This is a genomic window from Limnothrix sp. HT2024 (genome assembly GCF_059138625.1).
In genome coordinates this window covers 2,075,965-2,096,182 of the sequence record NZ_CM181121.1, presented here as the reverse complement: position 1 = coordinate 2,096,182, position 20,218 = coordinate 2,075,965, and the positions used below count along the sequence as shown (strand labels likewise).

The 20,218-nt window shown below is 52.8% G+C and carries 9 protein-coding genes; all 9 read left to right on the top strand.

What is annotated here, in order from left to right; translation table 11 throughout:
* Positions 1 to 59: 59 nt before the first annotated feature.
* The 9 genes from AC2IAX_RS08300 to AC2IAX_RS08260 all read left to right on the top strand — a co-directional run bounded on the left by AC2IAX_RS08300 (position 60) and on the right by AC2IAX_RS08260 (position 19,070).
* Entirely contained in the window at positions 60 to 1,784 is a 1,725-nt protein-coding gene (locus AC2IAX_RS08300; RefSeq protein WP_494390131.1) for an ABC1 kinase family protein, read from the top strand.
* 239 nt (positions 1,785 to 2,023) lie between these two features.
* Complete coding sequence (locus AC2IAX_RS08295) at positions 2,024 to 2,962, top strand: LamG domain-containing protein (protein ID WP_494390130.1); 939 nt, start codon at positions 2,024 to 2,026, stop codon at positions 2,960 to 2,962.
* A 166-nt stretch (positions 2,963 to 3,128) separates the two neighbouring features.
* A complete protein-coding gene (locus AC2IAX_RS08290; RefSeq protein WP_494390129.1) occupies positions 3,129 to 4,022 on the top strand; it encodes a patatin-like phospholipase family protein in 894 nt (297 codons plus the stop codon).
* Between the two features lie 842 nt (positions 4,023 to 4,864).
* Positions 4,865 to 5,170, top strand: coding sequence for a hypothetical protein (locus tag AC2IAX_RS08285; protein WP_099532233.1), 306 nt, complete (start codon positions 4,865 to 4,867; stop codon positions 5,168 to 5,170).
* Positions 5,171 to 5,518: 348 nt separating this feature from the next.
* Positions 5,519 to 6,817 (top strand): condensation domain-containing protein, encoded by a 1,299-nt coding sequence (locus AC2IAX_RS08280; protein ID WP_494390128.1) that lies wholly within the window; start codon positions 5,519 to 5,521, stop codon positions 6,815 to 6,817.
* Positions 6,818 to 7,074: 257 nt separating this feature from the next.
* On the top strand, positions 7,075 to 7,947 hold the full coding sequence (fabD, locus tag AC2IAX_RS08275) for an ACP S-malonyltransferase (protein WP_494390127.1): 873 nt from the start codon (positions 7,075 to 7,077) through the stop codon (positions 7,945 to 7,947).
* A 54-nt stretch (positions 7,948 to 8,001) separates the two neighbouring features.
* Positions 8,002 to 8,991 (top strand): acyltransferase domain-containing protein, encoded by a 990-nt coding sequence (locus AC2IAX_RS08270; protein WP_494390126.1) that lies wholly within the window; start codon positions 8,002 to 8,004, stop codon positions 8,989 to 8,991.
* 617 nt (positions 8,992 to 9,608) lie between these two features.
* Positions 9,609 to 10,328 (top strand): 4'-phosphopantetheinyl transferase family protein, encoded by a 720-nt coding sequence (locus AC2IAX_RS08265; protein WP_494390125.1) that lies wholly within the window; start codon positions 9,609 to 9,611, stop codon positions 10,326 to 10,328.
* 84 nt (positions 10,329 to 10,412) lie between these two features.
* The gene (locus tag AC2IAX_RS08260; RefSeq protein WP_494390124.1) at positions 10,413 to 19,070 is read left to right on the top strand and encodes an SDR family NAD(P)-dependent oxidoreductase; all 8,658 of its coding nucleotides are present in this window, start codon (positions 10,413 to 10,415) and stop codon (positions 19,068 to 19,070) included.
* Positions 19,071 to 20,218: the final 1,148 nt, after the last annotated feature.

The following is a 20,218-nucleotide window of genomic DNA, read 5'->3' as shown; positions in this document are numbered from 1 at the left end:
TTTTGGGGACAGATTTCGCAAGTGTCCGATCGTCCCGTGTAAGCATCAGCACAAATTTAATGATTCAGCCCGATCTGATCCCGATCCCACTGGAATTGCCGCCAGAGCAAAGACTGCTCCCGGTTAATGACTTAAGCTTCCTGAAGAACCGAATCGTTTTGGTGTTGTACGAGGTTTCTCGGCTAACCCTCAAGTACTCCCTCAAGAGCGCGATGGGGGCGGCCAACCTTAAAACAGAGCTGGCTCGGGATATTCGGTTCTCCATCGAAAAGCTGGGGGGATTGCTGATTAAGGTGGGTCAGCTCCTGTCGCTTCGTCTGGATCTCTTCCCCGCCGAAATTTGTCAAGAACTCTCCAAGCTTCAGGATCGATCCTATGGGTTTTCCCTGGACTATGTTCGGCAAATTATCCAAGAGGAATTAGGTCTCCCTCTGGAAAGGATATTCGTTGAGTTTGAAGAGCGGCCCTTTGCGGCTGCGTCAATCTCGCAAGTCCACAGGGCCCGAATCCCGTCCTTTCCTGGTGTGGTTGCCGTTAAGGTTCAGCGCCCGGATGTCGAAGAAAAGTTTGGTCAAGATCTACAACTCATCCGCTTCTTGCTCTCCCTCATCAAGAAGCTGAAGCTACAGAGCTATGTGGATTGGGACAACATCAGCCTAGAGCTTGATCAAATGATTCAGGAGGAAATTGATTATCGCTACGAAGCATCCAATCTGGAGCGGATGACGGTGACACTTAGGGAACACAACATCTATGTTCCCGCTGTGATTGGTGAATACAGCACCAAAAAAGTCCTGACCATGGAATATATTCCCGGCATCTTGATGTCAGATTATATCCGTGCCGCCAGCACTGATCCCGAATATCTGGAAAAGATTCTTCGCCTCAACAATATTGACCCGAAGTTGGTGGGAAAGCGCCTTTTTGAAAGTTTCTTCCGCCAAATGCTGGAAGATAACCTGTTCCATGGGGACTTGCATCCTGGCAACGTCATGCTGTTGCGAGATAGCCACATTTGCCTCATTGATTTGGGGGCGATCGGCAGTCTCGATTCCCACTTTCTGCGCTACTACCGGCGCAGTATGCAGGCCCTTGGAGAACGGGACTACGATCGCGCACTGGATTACAGCTTGATGTTGTGCGATTCCCTGCCCACAGGAGACATTGAAAACGTCAAAGCGCAACTGATCCAGTGCTATCGCCAGTGGGATGCCAAAATGAGCATCCGCAGCCTCTCATACCATGAGAAATCGATCAGCTCGATCGGTGTTCAAATTGGATCGGTCATGCGCAGAAACCGCGTTTCCTCCAGTTGGCAACTGCTGCGAGTTTTCCGCACCTGGGGATTGATGGATGCATCCTTGAACTACCTAATTCCCAACGCAGATTATATGAGTCTCGTTGGTGGATATTTTCGAGGGGCCGTTAAGCGCAGTCAGCTTCAGCTTAAGCAACTCGGCATCACTGAAATTGTGATGCAACTCACAGAGAAAGTTGCCGAATTTTCCGATCTGACAACGATCGAGCTTCGTGGTAAGGCAGTTCGTAAGAGAATCGTTGCTGAGCAAAAAACCTCGTCAAAGCTCGCTGACAAAGCCAAAAAACTACTCTGGCTTGGGATCATCGTTCTGGCTTGGATTTTTCTGCACCAACACCTCGAAACGGCCGTGAGCTGGCTACCACCGAATCAATACTCAGCTTGGGCTAAGAGTGTCCCAAATCTTGCCATTGAAGTTTGGGCCGGGATCCTAATTTTCTGGATCTACTTACTCAAAATTCTCTAGCTTTGATGACATTTTTTCTGGAGGTTAATTGGGTTCATGTAGAATATTAAGAAAGCCGAATATGCCTATTCGGTTATCAGGAAATATTCTAGAATTTGCGAGAGATGGTTGTTTTGTGAATTAAATTCAGGCTGATGTTGATACTTCAGTATTTGATACTCCAGTATTAATAAGCACGTCTGTTTTTATTCAATAGTTTGGTTTGGAAATGACACCAATCATCCAAGGTTCTAATCACCATGACTTCAGTACTTCATTTTGATGGCCAGTCGAATTACATCCGAATTCCCCATCAAGAGTCCCTCTCCCCCGTTAATAACTTCACCTTTGAAGCTTGGCTGAATGCTGGGCAAATTGGTGGCTACCTACGCTTATTTTCTAAATTTCCAGGCTTTGGCTTTGGCCTCATCAACGAAGCGCTACTTTTTACGGAATATTGGATTGTTGACTATTCAGCCTCTGTTTCGATCGAGGCGGGATCTTGGTATCACGTCGCCATTGTCTTCAACGCTGACAACGATGTGTTTTTCTACCTCGATGGAGAGCTAGTTCAAACCATCCTGGGCGACACCCCCGCCTCCATCAGTCAAGGCCCCCTCGAAATTGGCCGCAAAGCAGAGGGCCATGGCGAATATTTCCAAGGCGATTTGACCGAAGTTCGGTTCTGGGGCACTGCGCGCACTCAAGAGCAAATTCAAGCCTACAAGTCCTATCGACTGCTCGGATCCGAAGAGAATCTGTTGGGCTATTGGCCTTTGAACGAAGGCAGCGGAGATGTCATCCACGACAAGAGCACCGCTGCTAACCATGGCACCTTGCAAGGCTCCCCCATTTGGAAGAGTGCTGCACTGGAACTCCCAGAAATTCTCCCCAACATCCCGCTGCCCGCTGAGGTTCAAGAAGCCGAAGCCGCCGCCGCCGAAGCCGCCGCCGCAACCGACACCATCCCCAGCCCTGGTTCCTTCCCCATCATTGTTGAACTGGAATCCGATGAAGCAACGCCCGATGGTTGCTTTGAAGAGTTGCTGACCAGAGGAGATGGCGCGATTTACGACGGAGTCACCCAAACCCTCTTTGCCATGCGGGAACAGGGGCAAATCACCCAAGCAACAACCCCCGTTTTTGTCATTGTTCGGCGCACTCCTGAATCTAAGAGCCTGCTGCCATTTGCTCTGTAGCATTCCCGAGAGCCAAGGCTAGTGATCCAAGCAAAGGGCCGAATAGTTCAAAAGCCCTGAGTCTACGTTTCTATGCCGCTCATTGCCTCGCCCCAGAGCTTTTCGGAACGAGTTTCACAGGTCAACCCATTCCAGTCACAAGTTTTACCTACAAGGAGTTTGATTCATGAGCAGCGGTAACTACAAAAACCTGGCACTGCAAGCAGGAGGCGTGTTAGGAACAGCCTATGTAGGGGTTGTGCAATCCCTGAACGAGCGCGGCCTCCTCTCCAAATTTGAGCGCGTTGCTGGGTCTTCTGCGGGAGCCATCATGGGAACCTTAATTGCTCTGAGGTTTTCAGCAGCAGAGATCGAAGACATCATGATGAACCTGAACATGGGGGAGTTCACCGATCCCACCAGCCCGATTAACCTCGTCCAGAATTATGGTTATTATGCCGGGGATGTTTTCTATCAGTGGATCCAAGACATCATCGCGCGCAAACTAACGAAGAATGCCACCTTTGAAGATCTCTTAGATGCTGGATTTGCAGATCTTTATGTCTTCGGGACAGACTTAACCGCTCGAGGATTGCGGGAGTTTTCCTGCCGTGCGACTCCTGACGCGCCAATTGCAGGCGCAGTGCGCGCTTCCATGTCCATTCCTTTCTTCTTCCAAGCTTGGCGATTCCCCGGCGGCATTCCCGACAATCACTACTATGTTGATGGTGGCTTGATCTTGCCCTACCCCCTGTGGACTTTCGATTATGCGCCCTTCACCAGCGAAGAGGGCTACAACGAAGAAACCTTGGGCGTGAGCTTAAGAACCGGTTTCAGCCCCTCTGGTCTAGAGAAAGGCTTTGATCTGAAGGAGTATTTTGAAAGCCTATTTGAGGCTACGTCCTCCATTCGGATTAGCGCCAGAAACAAGGCGCGGACGATCACCATTGACACCTTGAAGCTCTCGCCCACTGATTTCAACATGAGCCACGAGGACAAGCTGCGGCTGGTGAAGAGTGGTTATGAGGCCACGACGGAGTTCTTTAAACTCAAGGACGAATTAGCAACGATTGCTGCTTAAGCAAATCATGAATTCATGGGAGCAACGTCATTTTCCTACCTGAGTTGGCCATGGCATGGTGTTGACTAATTCGCACATCCATTCCCAATTCTGGCAAGCGTAATCAGTGCTAACAAGGGCGATCTGTGCTGAACCTTTTCTTAATTGGTCAGTTAGCTCTTCTCTGACTTGCGAAAAAGAAATGATTGCTCCCGTGAAGTTTTGAATTATCTGCTCTTTTGTCCCAAAACATTTCTACGGGATGATGAGCATTGGCAGGAACCAGAAAGGCCTAGCCACTCCGTTTATCCCTTAGGAATCGGACATCTTGAACCCTACACTCAAACAGGAGGGAGTGGTCTAATTCAGATTGGGAAAGAACAGTTTTCCACTGGATCTTGAGACCAATATCGCGACCTCATTCACAATGTGGCAGCGTTAATATACTTGAATCAGTCTTTAACCTCCCCTTGATTTCTGCTTTTCGTTAATCAGAGATAAACTGAAGCAATAAGCTCAATTAACTAGTAGAAAATAATTCAGTTGGGCTAAATCGACTGATAATTGCAGACCAATTTCTTCGCTATAGTTTTCTCGACATCACCATCTTCTAATTACTTCAATTTATTCATTAATCAGTTATTTTCGAGAAAAATAACTCCATTTAAAGTCATTGTTCAAATAATTTCTGTCTTGAAAAGGCAATCTTTTGATGGTTAAACTTGGTCTTTGATTTTTCAAAAAATGACCTTTTAAAAGATTTTTAGAAAATCATTTAATACTTCAATTTGACTTGACATTCAATGAGAGAATACATTAATCTGAATGAGGATTGAGTTTGATTTTGAGGAATACCAAAAGCCATGCGAACCCCTATCCAGGTTGGATCAGAAATCAAGCGAATCATCACATTTGAGGCTAACTCAATTGGTGAAGCCATGCCGGTTGTGATTTACAAGAAGAAGGTTGTTGACCCTGCTGCTCAACCAGGCGCGATCGAGGCTGCTCCAGTTTCTGCCAAGGGAATTTTGGAAAAGATTGTCGATTCGCAAATCCAGGCTGCCAGTGAATTCAAGACTCTCAATGAGCAATCAGGGGAGAAGTGGCTCAAAGACCTGGCCAAGAATATCTCACTTGCCCTTGTTAAAGGCGGAGATGCACTTACTTAAACAGCGATTTCGGAGTTGGATTAAGCAAGGGTGCTGGCTTGTTTGGCATCCTTGTTTGACCGTAACTTCGACCTTTAGAAAACTCAAATTGACAAGAAATCTAGACATTGCGCCAAATTGCTTCGGCCTTTTGTCTTAAGAGAGAGTCTTTTTGAAAAAATTTTCCTGAGAGGTTTTGATTGAAAGACCAGCTCAGGAACTAAGAGTATTTTTGTCGAAAATTTGTCGAAGTTTGTCAAAAAAAGATTGTTGACAAAATTGTTGATCAGTCAATTCAAAAAATTCCTAAGGCTAGCAATAGCTATGGTTAGCGCTTGAAGCGGCAAAGGACAAAGTAAGGATAAGGCTATGTTTTCATCTTCAGAATTTCCTGCCTCGGCCCAAGATAAAATTCAATACATTAGTTTGGCAACCTGCAATGGTGTTGTTCAATGCGTTTTTACGCTCGATAGTTGCCTGAATGAAGATCTATTTTTTAAGAGCTTCGACTTGGTTTTAGATTCAGAGGTGATTCTGCAATGTCAGTGGGTGAACAATAGTGTATCGCCCTACTGGTTGCGATCTGAAGAAAAACATAAAGACCGATTCAAGTTGCTTGAAGTCGTCGATGTGCAACAGGCTGTTGAAGAATTTATATCTAGCTCGATCGATCCAACAGTAGATAGTTTGGTGCAACTGAGAATTTTTCGACATCAAGGCGAAAACACACTTCAAGATACGTTTTGCCTCAAGATGTCGCACGTTGTTTCTGATGGCAGTGGACTGCGATGTTTTCTTCAGTCCCTTGCTGAAACCTATGGGGTACTGCAAAACGGTCAGGAGCATACCCCGGGTTCTGTAACCGTTCGGCGTGATGGATGGCAAGTTCTTGACAAGTTGCCTGCCAAAAAGAGATGGCAATTGCTGCAAAAGGGCAAGAAAAACTTTTTGAAGCCAGGTCAATTAAAAGTTCCATTTAACAATTGCACTCATGAAAATCAAATATACATAACCTATAAATTGGATCGAGAGCAGATTGAGAATTTAATGCAGTACGCGAAAGATCGCGGAGCAACGCTAAATCAAGTGATGTTGACCGGGTTTGCCCGCGCTCTGCGTCGGTTCACGAATGCGGGGCCTGATGTATTACTTCCGATTATCAACACCCTCGATGTTCGCCATTATCTCCGACATGGAGACATGCCTAAAATTTGCAATCTTTCGGTTCCATTGATTTCTAACATTCATGTTAATCAAGAAGACTCCTTTGCAGACACCTTGTCTTTCGTAAAATCTGATTTAATCAGTCAAAAAAGAGCCATGCCTGGTGTTTTGCCAGCGATCGCTATGGAAATTCTTTTTCTCATTCCCTTCGCTTGGGTAGACTGGCTACTGACCCAGGCTTTTGACCAAGCTGCTGAATCAGGAATTGGCACACCCCTGTTTTCAGATGTTGGCAATACTGACATTCCCATCCCAGGGCATCAAGTGGTTTATTCCTACGGCGTGGGTCCCGTTGCTTATGCCCCAGCTTTTATGATGACGGCTTCTACTTTTAGGAACACTGTCACGCTTGCTGTGGGCTTCTGCGAGTCTTCAATTAGCCGTAGCGACATGGGCAAAATGTTTGATCTGATGGTTGAGGAATTTTCAAACTGCACTGCCTGATTGCAACTTTCAATCCTAAAAACTTGAATTTAAAAATCAATGCTGTTGGTGGTTGAGTTGAGTCTCAATTCTGTGATTTTGACAGGATGAGAATGGCTGAGTTTTTTTAATTCCCAACTTTAGGGGCTTGTTGTTAAAGACTTGTTTCTTGAAGATGATCGCTAAAAGCCTGTTTTGAAGTTCACGCTGCTAAATTGGCTTTGCTGAATTTCCTCCATATTATTTAAACACCCTGCTTAGCGCACCGAAGGAGCGGCATGATGAATTTAAATGTTGTTCTCTTTCCGGGTCAAGGATCCCAATTTTGCGGAATGGGGAGTGAACTATTTCCTCATTATCCGCAGCTTTTGCAGCAGGCAGACAATGTTCTTGGCTTTTCAGTGAAAGAGTTGTGCTTGCATGATCCCGATGGTGATTTGAGCCGGACAGAATTTACCCAAATTGCTTTATTTGTTGTGAATGCCTTGGCTTGGCAGTTTCATATTGATTCGGGTGGATTTTGGCCTAGCGCGGCTTGCGGGCATTCTCTGGGCGAATATAATGCATTGTTTGCGGCGGGAGTGTTTGATTTTGAAACGGGGCTAAATTTAATTCGATATCGAGGGCAATTGATGGGCCGTCAGCAGGGCGGTGGCATGGCGGCAGTGATTGGCAGCAATGCGGAGAAAATTCGCAAAATTCTAGATGATTTTGCATTTGATACGGTTGATATTGCGAACTATAATTCGCCTCGGCAAGTGGTCATTTCAGGGCCCAAGCGCGATATTGATGATTTGGCGGCTGTGTTTGAGGAAATCCCAGACACGAGATATGTGGTGTTGAATGTTAGCGGGGCTTTTCACTCGCGTTACATGCAAGAAGCGGCGCGGGAGTTTGGAGAATTTATCCGAACCATGAATTTTCGTGCTCCGCGATTTTCGGTGATTGCTAACACTTCAGCGCAGCCGTATACGCTGGAGAATGTGGTTGAGAATTTAACGCAACAAATTGCGAGTCCGGTGCGCTGGACAGAGACGATCGCCCATTTGTGCGATCGGGGAAAATGCACGTTTCAAGAATTAGGAGTGGGCAACACACTAACCCGATTGCTATATCAAATCTCTCCAGATTTGGTTCCCGAAAAGGTTTAAGAGAAATTTAAAAGCGCAAGTTGCAAGCTCAGTTGAAGACTAGGAGTTGAAGCCATGGCTGCGAAGGTTGTCTTCATGTTTCCTGGTCAAGGATCGCAGTATATGGAAATGGGACAGGAGCTATATCGCTGTAATCCTGTTTTTCGGAACTGCATGAATGAATTTTCTGAAGCAGCGTTGCCGCTTTTGGGCATTCATTTGGCTACTGAGCTGTTTGCTGACTCGCAAACGGCGCTGACAGAAGATTCAAAACTACTTTTGTATACGCGATACAGTAATCCCCTGCTATTTACGTTTAACTATGCGGTGGCAGCGACGATCGAGTCGATGGGTGTCATTCCTGACTTGGTTTTGGGATATAGCCTCGGAGAGTTGACGGCAGCAGCCTACAGTGGTGCGGTGGATCGCTTTCAATTGTTGGTTACTTTAATTCGCGCGTCCTTCGCCTTTGAATCCTACACACCGGTTGGGGGAATGCTAGCCATTTTGGATGGGTTAAATCTCTGGCATCAACATCCCGATTGGTTTCAAGATACTGCTTTGGCCAGTATTAATTGCAGCCAAAGTTTTGTGGTCAGCGGTCGATCGAGCAGCCTCGATCGGCTAGAGCAAATTTTGCAGAGTCAATCGGTGTTGTTTCAGCGCTTGCCGGTGATCCAAGCATTTCATTCCCCTTGGATTGATTCAGCCCAAGAGATTATTTCTCGAGAGTTCGATCGCTTACCCCAGCTCCAAACCGGTCGCTTTTGGCGTTATGGGTGTGGCGATCGCGCTGATGATCCGCAACCAGCTCAGTCGGTGCGTACTTTCTGGGAGGCATTCCGTAATCCCATTAACTTTGAAAAGGCGTTGCGAGGCTTGGAATCAATGGGAACCAATCTTTATCTAGATGTGGGATCAAATGGCACTTTGGCTGGGTTTGTGCGGGTAATTTTGAACTCATCTTCTCCCTCAAAAGGTGTTGCAGTGATGGATCGCTTTGGACAAAATGTGCAATCGCTTGAGCGAGCCATAAATTTAGCGAAAAAATGGCATTCAGATTAAGTGCTCAATTGGTCTTTAATTAGGCTTTGAAATTCAGGACTCTAAATCCAACATCAAATTCAGCACCTCGATCAAGCTCTCCGGTTCAATCAAATTCTCAAGTTGATTGTTCTAAGTTAAGCTTCCAAGTTGAACTACCAAATTAGGTTTCTAATTTCAAATTAAATCAATGGGCAAACGGAATCCAGAAATCAGGTTAGAGAATGTCTAAAAAGCGAGAACTACTGACTTTTGGGTTACACCGATCAACAAAGACAAGGGGCTTAGGGCTTGTCGTCGTTGAACCCGAAACCCTAGATCTGCCGTTAGCGGATCGTGGGGGACAAGGGGCTTGAGCATCTTGTTACGACGATTAGGGTACGGAAGATCAGCCGTTTCAGTATCACCTCGAAAAATGACGACACCCCCTAAGCCCCTCGCCCCTAAGCCTCTCGCCCCTAAGGCTACTAGCACCTTTTCAACTAGCCCAAGTTACTTTTTAAGTATCTTCTTAGGTCAATCAAATTAGATCAATCGAAATAATTTCATGAAAATTCTGGGCAAACGAAACGCTGAATCAAAGCCGAATTAAAACAGGGGCTGACACTATGCGATCGATTACTTGCCGATTTGAGTGTGTGAACATTGCCAACTACGTTGACGTTGCACCCTATCGATCGCAACTGCTCTCGCCTGCGGAGTTGGACTATTTTGAAAAGCTGCCTGTTTTGAGGCGGCGGATGTCGTACTTGATGGGGCGAATGGCGGCCAAAGGGGCTTTGGTTCAATTAATTGGGGATTGTGACTATCGATCGATCTCCATCGAACCAGGTAGCTTTGGGCAGCCGGTGGTGCGGTATGGAGGGCAGGAGCCGTTTGAAGTGAGCATCGCCCACGATTCTGGCCAGGCCGTCGCGGTGGCTTTTGAGGCGGGCTACCCCGTGGGCATTGATGTGGAGACCTTTAATCCCGCGCTTTATCAAACTTTGATTGATGCGGTTCCAGATTCCGAAAAAAGCTGGTGTGACAGAACCTTTCATCAATATCCTCAATATCCCCAGCGGCTATTGGCCCTTTGGACTTTAAAAGAAGCCCTATCAAAAGTGTTGCGCTGCGGCATGACTGTGCCGATGGAGCTGTTGTCGATCGCGGATTTGCAATGCATTTTCCCCAATCACTATCGAGCCAGCTTTCGGCACTTTGCCCAATATCAAGCTCACCTGTGGATTGCTGATCAAACCGTGCTTTCGGTGGTCTTTCCGCGACAAACGGAAATTAATTTTGATCCTTTTCAACAATCATGGTTTAGCCAAAATGCTCTCCATCCAATGGTTGACTCATTCGACTTGGCGGGATGAGTTGGCAGCCTCATCCCAATCGCCCTAATCGCTTCAGTAATGACTGCCTCACGAAAAATTAAAGCTGATTTGAGATACCCCACCATGACTCAAGATATCGCTGTAATTGGCTTAGCTGGTCGCTTTCCTGGGGCGGCGGATATTGATGAATTTTGGGGCAATTTGGCGGCGGGTGTGAACTCGATCGGGGAAATTCCGCCCGATCGCTGGGATCACCAAGCCTACCGCGAACAAACGGGCAATAAATGGGGCGGTTTCCTAAAGGATTGGCGATCGTTTGATGCGGGATTTTTTGCCATTTCCCCCCGAGAAGCCAAGTATATGGATCCTCAACAGCGGTTGCTATTGGAGGTGGCTTGGCATTGCGTGGAAGAAGCCGGCCTGTCCTTAGCCTCGCTCCGTCAGCAGCCAACAGGGGTCTATCTGGGCGCGATGACCATGGACTATTGGCAAGTCACGACGGATCCCCAGGTGGAAATTGATGGGTTTTCGGGGCTAGGCAGCTACAGTTGCATTCTGTCGAATCGGCTGTCCCATGTGTTGGGTCTCAGCGGCCCGAGCTTGACCCTGGACACGGCCTGTTCTTCGTCTTTGGTGGCCATCCATTTGGCTCGGCAGGCGTTGCTATCGGGTGAATGTGAATTGGCCTTTGCGGGTGGGGTGACCCTCAACCATCGTCCTTGGAAGCATCTGTCATTTTCCCGCGCAAGGATGCTGAGTCCAACGGGTCAATGCCGCACGTTTGATGCTCAGGCCGATGGCTATGTGCCCGGCGAAGGCTGTGGGGTGCTGTTGCTTCAGCCCCTGGAGCAGGCGATCGCCCAGAATCGGCGGATCTTTGGGGTGATTCGGGGCAGCGCCGTGAACCATTCGGCGGTGGGTGAGTCGATCACAGCCCCCAATGTGGGACGACAGGCCCGACTGTTGAAGGCGGCCTATGCCGATGCCCAGGTGGATCCGGCCACGGTGACCTATGTGGAAGCCCATGGCACGGGAACTTCCCTGGGTGACCCGATCGAGATGGAGGCCCTGTCCCAGGCCTTCCGCACCACGGCCAAGGCGATCGGCTATTGCCAGGTGGGTTCCGTGAAAACCAACATCGGCCATTTGGAAGCGGCGGCGGGAATTGCCGGGGTGATCAAGGTCTTGATGATGTTGCAGCATCGTCAGATTCCCGCCAGCTTGAACTTAACGACTCCCAACCCGCTCATTGACTTCACCACCTCTCCCTTTGTGCCAGCGGTGGCGCTTGGTTCCTGGGAACCGGCGGCGGCGGATTTGCCGTTGCGAGCGGGGGTGAGTTCCTTTGGCTTTGGGGGCAGCAATGCCCATTTGGTGTTGGAAGAGCCGCCCCGGTTGCCCGTCGTTGCCGAGGGAGTTGGATCGCCGTTGGCGTTGGCGACAGGGGATCCGGGTCAAGGGGCCCCGGAGCAGGGCGATCGGGCAACGGCCGTGATTCCCTTCCTGTTGTCTGCCAAATCAGCACGTAGCTTGGCCGCCTTGGTGGCTCAGTGGGGCCAGGAAGGGGCGCAACGGGTGGCCGCAGCCGACTTGGGGACGATCGCGGCGAACCTGGCCCTGGGGCGCGAGAGTTTGCCTTGGCGATTTGGTTGTTTGGCCAGCAGTTGGGCCGATGTGCAGCGGGCTTTGGCGCAATTTGAGCTGCCTTCGCAACCCGTGGCGGCGACGGTGGAAACGCCTTCGGAGGCGCGATCGACCTTGGGCCGGCTGGTGCAAGATCCCGAGGCGTTCAAGGCCCTTTGGGCATCGGTGGCGTTGCCGGAGGCCGATTGGGAATCGGTTTTGCAGGTGGCCCGCACCCTGTGGCGACGGCAAATGACCTTTACGCGCTTTGTGGAAACCTGGCGGCAACCGTTGGCGCAGGCGGGCATTGACCTTGATTCAGTGTTGCAAGCTCCATTGCAATCAGAATCCTCATCCCCATTGCGATCGGCGGTACTGCAATCGGACTCACTGCGATCGAACGCACCTCACCCAGAGCATCGAATTTTGGTGTTTGTGGCAATTCGCAGCAGCTTGGCTCGCCTGTGCCAAAAGTGGGATTTGACCGATCGCTATCCCACGGGGTCGGCGGCCTTGGCGGAATTGGTGCGGGCCTTCACGGTGGGGGTGCTGGATCCGGCCATGGATTGGCCGGTTTTGCTGTCGGGATTGCTGCCCGATCGCCCGCGTCCGGCGGCCGAACTGCCCGAGGTGCTGGCTTCCGAGGATGGGGGAAGTTCGGTGCAGTCGTCCCTGGCGGCCTGGCTGGCGGGCCGCCAGGTGGATTGGTCAGCCCATTTCCCGGCCACCTATCCCAAATTGTCCCTGCCGCGCTATCCCTTCGATCGCCAGTTGTATTGGCTCTTTCCCAAAACATCCGAGGGCGATCGGCCGGCTCCGTTGCCCGCTGCCACGGCGGCCCGTGAGGTGCTGCCCTCCTCCGGGGCCTCGTCGGAGCGCTGGGAACAGGTGTTTCCCGAAACAGATTTGGTGCTGCGATCGCACTTTTTAAATGGGCGCTGGATTTTGCCCGCCGCCAGCTTCATTGGCTTGGCCTGGGATGCGGTGACCCGATCGCTGGGGCGATTGCCCGGATTGCTAACAGAGATTACCTTGCACCAGGCGGTGGCCTTGGGGGTGGGGGATGCGGAGGCCGTGACCTTGGGGGCCCAGGTGGAGTTGCCGAATCGGGTTCAGGTTTGGCAGCGCGATCGACTGATTTTGAGCGCCACCTTTACGGATTCATCCTCAGGGTCACCCCTCGATCAAGTGGCCGGGCGATCGCCGGATTCCCACGCGGTGGGCCGTGATGGGGTGGGCGAGATTTCGGGAACGGCCATTTATGCCGCCTTGCGATCGCGCGGCTATCAGTATGGAAGAGCCTTGCAGGTGATCCATCAGGCCCAAATCACCGATGAAGTAGCTACCTTCCAACTGCAAGCCCCCAATCGCACCGCCTTCTTGGATGGGATTTTGCAAGCGGCCGTGTATTTACACCAGCAATGGTTTGCGGAACGGGGCGGCGATCCTCGAGATTTTGTTGTGCCGGGGCAAGTGGCGGGCTGTTGGTGGGGATCCCAGTTGCAAGCCCAGTGGGAATCGTCATCCGCTTCAGCAATTTCCCCCACAGCATCGCCCGATCGATCCGCCGATCTGGAGACTGGCGAGCCTTCATCCTGGGTCACCGTGCGGTTTGAGCGCCAACAATGCCGGGCCCAGGCCACCGAAAGCCAGTTTTCGGCGATCGCGATCGGGACGGATGGCCGCCCCCTGGCCATGATTCGGGAGTTAACCCTGGCGGCGGCCCCCTTGCTTGCGCCGGAGGTGTCCTACTTTGAAACCGACTGGACTGTTTTGCCCGCCGCCACTGCATCCCCAACTCAGGCCACCGCCGCGCCGACGATCATCTTTGCCCAGGGGGCTGCTTGGGGCTTGGCCTTACGCCAACGGCTGCGATCGCAGGGAATTGAGGCTCAGTTGTGCCTAGCCGGTTCAACCTTTGAGGTTTTGGGCGATCGGGTTTGCCAGTGGGATTGGACGGATCCAGACCAAGTGCGCCAGGGCCTGACGCATCTGTTGGCTCCCGAGCAATTCCGGGCGATCGCAGGGGCCGACGCGATCGGCTCGCCTCTTTCTCCAACCCTGGTCTATTGGGTCACGGCTCCCCCGGCGGCGGGGTCAGGCCATGGGCCCCGGGGCGATCGGGATTGGGTCACCCAAGCCGAAGCCGATTTGAACCAGGGTGTGCGTGGTTGTTTTCTGGTCTTGCAGCAGTGGGCGAAAGTGCGCCCCGCCGATCCGCTCCAGCTTTTGGCCGTGACCTTTGATGCCCAAGCTGTGACCCCGAGCGATCGGGTTTTGGGATTTGCCACGGCGGGGATTGATGCCTTGGGGCGCACGGTGGCCCTGGAGTTGCCCCAAATCCGCCTGAAATCCGTGGACTTGGCGTTGGGACTAACCGTTGGGGAAGCCAGCGCCATGATCGCGGCGGAAGCGGCGACCCCTTGGGAGCACGATCGCGTGGCCTATCGCGGGGGCGATCGCTATGGGGCCGAGTTGCGGGCAGTGGCCCCCGGATCTGCGCCGCCCTTGCCGGTTTCAGTCCTGGAGCCGGGATCTTGCATTTTGATCACTGGTGGGAGTGGGGCCTTGGCCGCAGAGGTGGCCGAGGCGATCGCGCTGCAAACGGCCGTTCATTTTCTGCTGGTGGGTCGATCGCCCCGCCGGGCCCAAACCGACCAACTGATCGCCCTGCTGGAATCCTTGGGATCCACGGCGGATTATTTGCAAGTAGACCTGTGCCAAGAAGCCGACCTCGATCGACTCACAGAGACCCTGAAAACCACCCACCGCGCCATTCACGGCGTAATTCATACGGCTGGGCAATTAGACGATCGGCTGTTCCATGCCCAAACCCTCGCCTCCCTCGATCGGCTGATTGCTCCCAAGTTCCTTGGGGCCTTGCGCTTGGAACAACAGTTGCAGGATCAGCCCGTGGCCTTTTGGTTGGGATTTTCCTCAATCACCGTGGCGGCCGGCAACCCTGGACAGGCGAACTACGTGGTGGCGAATCGGCTGCTGGAAGCCTTTTGTGATTACCGCGATCGCCATTGGCCCGGACGCGCCGGGGCGATTCAGTGGGGCCTGTGGCGATCGCGCGGCATGGGAGCCACCGACATGCTGGCCGAGCGGTTCCAGCGATCGGGCATGGAACCCTTTAGCGCGGCGGCCGGTCGGTTTGCCTTCCTTGATGTGCTGACCAGCGATCGCCCTCAGCCCGTCCTGGTCACCGGTAAAGGCACGGACGCAACCATCTTTGAGCGCTTCTCCCGATCGCGCCCCGCTCCGAATGTGGCCCCAGCCTTGCCTGCTCCCCTGACCCCGGCGGCGATCGCCCCATCTGCTCCGCCGCCCCAGCCCACCCCCTCGATCGCCACCATCGAGCAAGAATTGGCCGCCCTGGTTGCCCGCACCCTGAACACCGATCCCCAATCCGTGCCCCGTCAGGAAGGGTTTTTCAGCCTGGGTCTGGAGTCCTTGATGATTGAGGAAATTGTGGCAACCCTCGAAAAGCAATATTCCGGCCTGCGGCCCACCGTCCTGTTTGACTATCCGAACATCAAAGTGCTGGCCACCCACCTGGCCCAGCTAACCGCACCTGCTGGATCCACCACCGCGCCGGCCACTCCATCTCCGGCGGCCCCATCTCCATTGGCCTCAGTTCCTAGCCCGGTCGCGCCAGCCCCAACCCAGGTCACCCGATCGCCCAATCCTGTACCCTTCCCGGGGCCGCAAGCTTTGGCCGCCAAAGCTCCCGATCTCAAGACTTCCGATATTCAAGCTCCTGAGGTGAAGGCCCCTGAGGCGAAGGTTCCTGACACCGGAGCCACCAACACTCAGGCCCCCATCCCCCAAACCCAGAGCCTGGAGTTGCCCGATCGGCAGCGGCCCCCCGGTGGCTATGACATCGCGATTATTGGGATCGATGGTTGCTATCCCCAGTCTCCTGACCTGGAGACCTTTTGGCAAAACCTGTATCAAGGGCGATCGTGCGTCACGGAAGTGCCCGCCAACCGTTGGGATTACCAGCCGTACTTTGCGGAAACCAAACAGCCCAATCGCACCTATGGCAAGTGGGGCGGCTTTATCCCGGGGGTTGAAGAATTTGACCCGCTGTTTTTTAACATTGCGCCCAAGGAAGCCAAGCAAATTGACCCCCAAGCGCGGCTGTTTCTCCAGTCGGTTTGGCACACGATGGAAAATGCGGGCTATGGCAGCCGTCAATCGCGCCGGGGAGAACGGGTTGGCCTCTTTGTTGGGGCCATGTGGCACGACTATTCCCATGTGGCGCGGGATTTAAGTTGGAGTGCCGATCAGCCCAGTGGTGCTGGGGCCTTGTTTTGGATCATTGCCAACCGGGTTTCCCATTTCCTGGATTTCACGGGGCCCAGTTTGGCGATCGATACCGCTTGTTCTTCTTCCCTGACGGCGATTCACCTGGCTTGCCAAAGTCTGCTGGCCGGCGACTGCACGATGGCGGTGGCCGGGGGCGTGAGCCTCACCTTGCACCCATTCCGCTATCTCTACCTCAGTCAATGGGGCTTTTTATCCCGCGATGGCCGTTGCCGCAGTTTTGGGGAGGGAGGCGATGGCTATGTGCCGGGTGAGGGCGTGGGGGCCGTGTTGCTCAAGCCCTTGGCCCAGGCCCGGGCAGATGGTGACTTCATTTGGGGCGTAATCCGGGGCAGTGGCATTAACCACGGCGGCCGGGTGAATGGCTTTACGGTTCCCAGCGGGCCGGCCCAAACGGAGTCGATCGAGCGATCGCTGGCGGCGGCGGGCATCCAGTTTGGGGACTTGCAGTATGTGGAATGTCACGGCACGGGCACGGCCCTGGGCGATCCGATCGAAGTGGGTGGGCTGGCCACCGTGGCTCAACGGCAGGGATATCAGGGCGATCAAATTCCCCTGGGTTCCGTCAAGTCCAACATTGGGCATTTGGAAGCCGCGTCGGGTATCGCGGGCCTAACCAAGGTTTTGCTGGCCATGCGCCATGACACCATCCCCGGCACGCTGCACTGCAACCCGCCGAATCCCAATATTGCCTTTTCGGAACTGCCTTTTCGGGTTCTGGCCCAAGCACAACCTTGGCCCAAGGGCGATCGCCCCCGGTTTTCCTGCGTGAATAGCTTTGGAGCCGGTGGATCCAATGCCCATTTAATTGTGGAAGATTGGCCAACCCTACAGCCAAAACCCAGCAGCGCCGGCCCCTGGTTAATTGTCCTGAGTGCCCGCACGGCCAATCAACTCACGCAACAGGCCAGCCAACTGCATCGCCATCTGCGCACCGAGCGGCCGAACCTGGATGATGTGGCTTGGACGCTGCAAGGGGGGCGCGAACCCCTCGCGGAACGCCTGGCCCTGGTGGCCGATCGGCTGGACACCCTGTTAGAGCAGCTTGCAACGTTTCGCCAAGGCCAGCTCCCCGCTGGCGGATGGCGAGGCCAGGTGCTGGCGGGGGCCGACCCCATTCCCGCGCCCGTCCTGCCCGAATCTGGGATGCCCACGGCTGCCACGCTGGCATTGCTCGCCCAGGCCTGGACTCAGGGGGCTGAAATTGACTGGCAACGGCTGCGATCGCCTGGGAGTCAACGGATTCCCCTGCCGGGCTATCCCTTTGCCAAGGATGCCTATTGGCTCACCAGCGCCGCGCCGCCGCCGTTCCCCCCGCAAGGGTCATCCCCAGTTCAATCCCCAGTTCAGTCCCAAGTTCAAGCCCAAACTGCGTCCCCAACCAACTCGCAGCCCATGCCCCGATCGGCAGCGCTTTCGCCTACCGGGCGATCGACCGTTTCCGGCGATGATGGGGCGATCGCGATTATTGGCATGGGCTGCCACTTTCCCAACGCCCAAAACCCCGCCGAATTTTGGGCCAACCTGCTAGCGGGCCGCAGCAGCATTGAGGAATTGCCGCCCGATTTTTGGCATCGGCCCGCATCATCAGAAATGTCATCGTTTTCTGACTTGCAAGGCGCGATCGATCCCAACGCCACCGGCACGCCCCCGCGCTGGGCGGGCCGGATCACCCCCCGTTCCCCTTCTCAGTTTTCGGATCTCTGGCCCGATGGTATGACCCAGACTTTGGATCCGGGCAGCGCGGAGCTGCTCAGTATTTTTGCGGAGACGCTCCAGGATGCTGGCTATGGCGTGGGAGATTGGCGGGGCGAGTCCGTGGGTTTATTTGTGAGCACAGGGGTCACTTTTGCTCCCGGTTTGACCGCCCAATTGTTGGGTTGGCGCGGCCCCAGTCTGGTATTGAACGCTACGGATTCCGCATCCCTTGGGGCCTTGCATCTCGCCTGTCAAAGCCTGCGCAGCGGAGAATGCCACGTCGCCATGGTGGCCGGTTTGCATCTGCTGGAATCGGGCCAGCTCCCTGCCAGTTGGGCGGCGGCCAAGCTTCTGTCCCTTGATGGCCAACATCGGGCCTTTGATGCAGCGGCCAAGGGCGCGGTGCTCGGAGAAGGAGGCGGGGCCCTGTTGCTCCGGCCCCTGAGCCAGGCGATCGCGGAGGGCGATCGAATCTATGCGGTCATTGAAAGTTCTGCGATCGCCCAAGATAGCCCTCCCTTTGGACTGCCCCTGCCCACTGTCACCGGCCAGCAACGGGTGATTGAACAGGCTTGGGCCCGATCGGGTCTGGATCCGGCCGCCTTGGGTTATCTCGAAGCGCACGGTTTGGCCACCCCCCTAAGCGACCCCGTGGAACTGAAGGCCCTTTCCCAGGCTATTCGCCAACACACCGCCGCTACCCAGTTCTGTGCGGTCGGCTGCGTGAAAAGCAATATTGGCCATCTGCTCAGCGCGGCGGGTATTGCCAGCCTGATCAAAACCGCCCTGATTTTGCATCACGGCCAAATTCCACCCACCTTGCACTGTGACCAACCTCACCCGCGCCTGAACCTGGAACAATCTCCATTCTTTTTGGCGCGTCAGGCTCAGCCCTGGCCATCTCAGCACCCCATCCGTCGAGCAGCGGTTAGCTCCTTTGGCCTGGATGGCAGCAATAGCCACGCCATCCTGCGGGACTTTTCCCCCATGGCCGCCATGGCTTCCGAATTCCGAACTCCCCAGGAATCCCAGTCCCGATCGGCCCCAGTGGCCGCCGGGCGATCGGCCGCCTCGCCTTCCTATCCTGCCCTGCTGAGTTTTCAGGAACTAACCGTCAGCAAGGCTTGAGCGATCGGGACAGCATCTCCGGCCATGCCGATCTGATCGTGGGGCGATGTTTAACCGCAGATCGGTAGGGGCCAGAATTCGCCAGCAGCGGGCCCGCATCTCCGGCCATGCCGATCCGATCGTGCTCGCCAGGCCGCAGCCATTCAAGTTGGGGCTTGGAAGATGGCTATTCAGACCCTCCAAAGGTCTCCATTCAAACAGGATCACAAATAGCCCTCCACTTTTTCCTCCTTTAAACATTCTTGCGATCGCAAAATTAGGCCCCAAGAAATCCGGTGAGCCTCCCTTGAACCTCCTTGCCATCTTGGAGCCATCCAGATTCTGAAGGAGATTGTATTGAAATTAACAAATCAAGGAACCCCAACGCCCAATGAAAATATTTGAGACTCATCCTATGTAACTTTCAATACTTGCTATTTCCTTGGAGTTGCTCTTTAAAAATTCAAGTTAAGAACCGTAAACAAAACTAAGTTTTAGAGATGCTGAAATCCTGTAAAGCGAGCAATGCTTAGGTTTTGTCCTTTACTTCCGCATAGTCAACCAAGGAGTATCATCTCCATAAACCGATCCATAAACATAATTTTATTATTGGATATTTTGTTGCCAGGATTTCCTTGGCAACCCTATCATCGGAATTAGGGGCTGATGATATACTCGACAAAGGGGGTAACCACAGGTTAACGTTTGAAGTGCCACCAAGCTTTTACCGAAATTTCGTCCGATAGGTTCCTCATCGAAAATTTCGGTTATAGAACGTCTTAACCTTTTGTGGAAAATGCATTTTGGTTCTCAGGTGAACTAATTTGGTATTCACTACTAATGACCAATCAAGGGCAATCAATCTTGATCCAGAAAAGTTCGCTGCCGAAAAACTGTATAACATCGAACCAAATTCAAAAATTCTACCCAAAGAATCAAAATTGCTTTTGCTTATCTGTCAAAAACTAACATCAATTAAGTTTTGATTGATTTGCTCTTTTTCTCAAAAATTAATAATCTTTCATCGTTTTCAGGCGTTTTTCGTGCTTTCAAGCTCTGCTTTTGGCAGGATGAGTTTGCTTTAACTTGATTTTGACTAGCGAATTGATTCCGAATTGGCACAATTTCCGCTACTTGTACGATTGCCGATCAATTGTGACCCAGTTGTT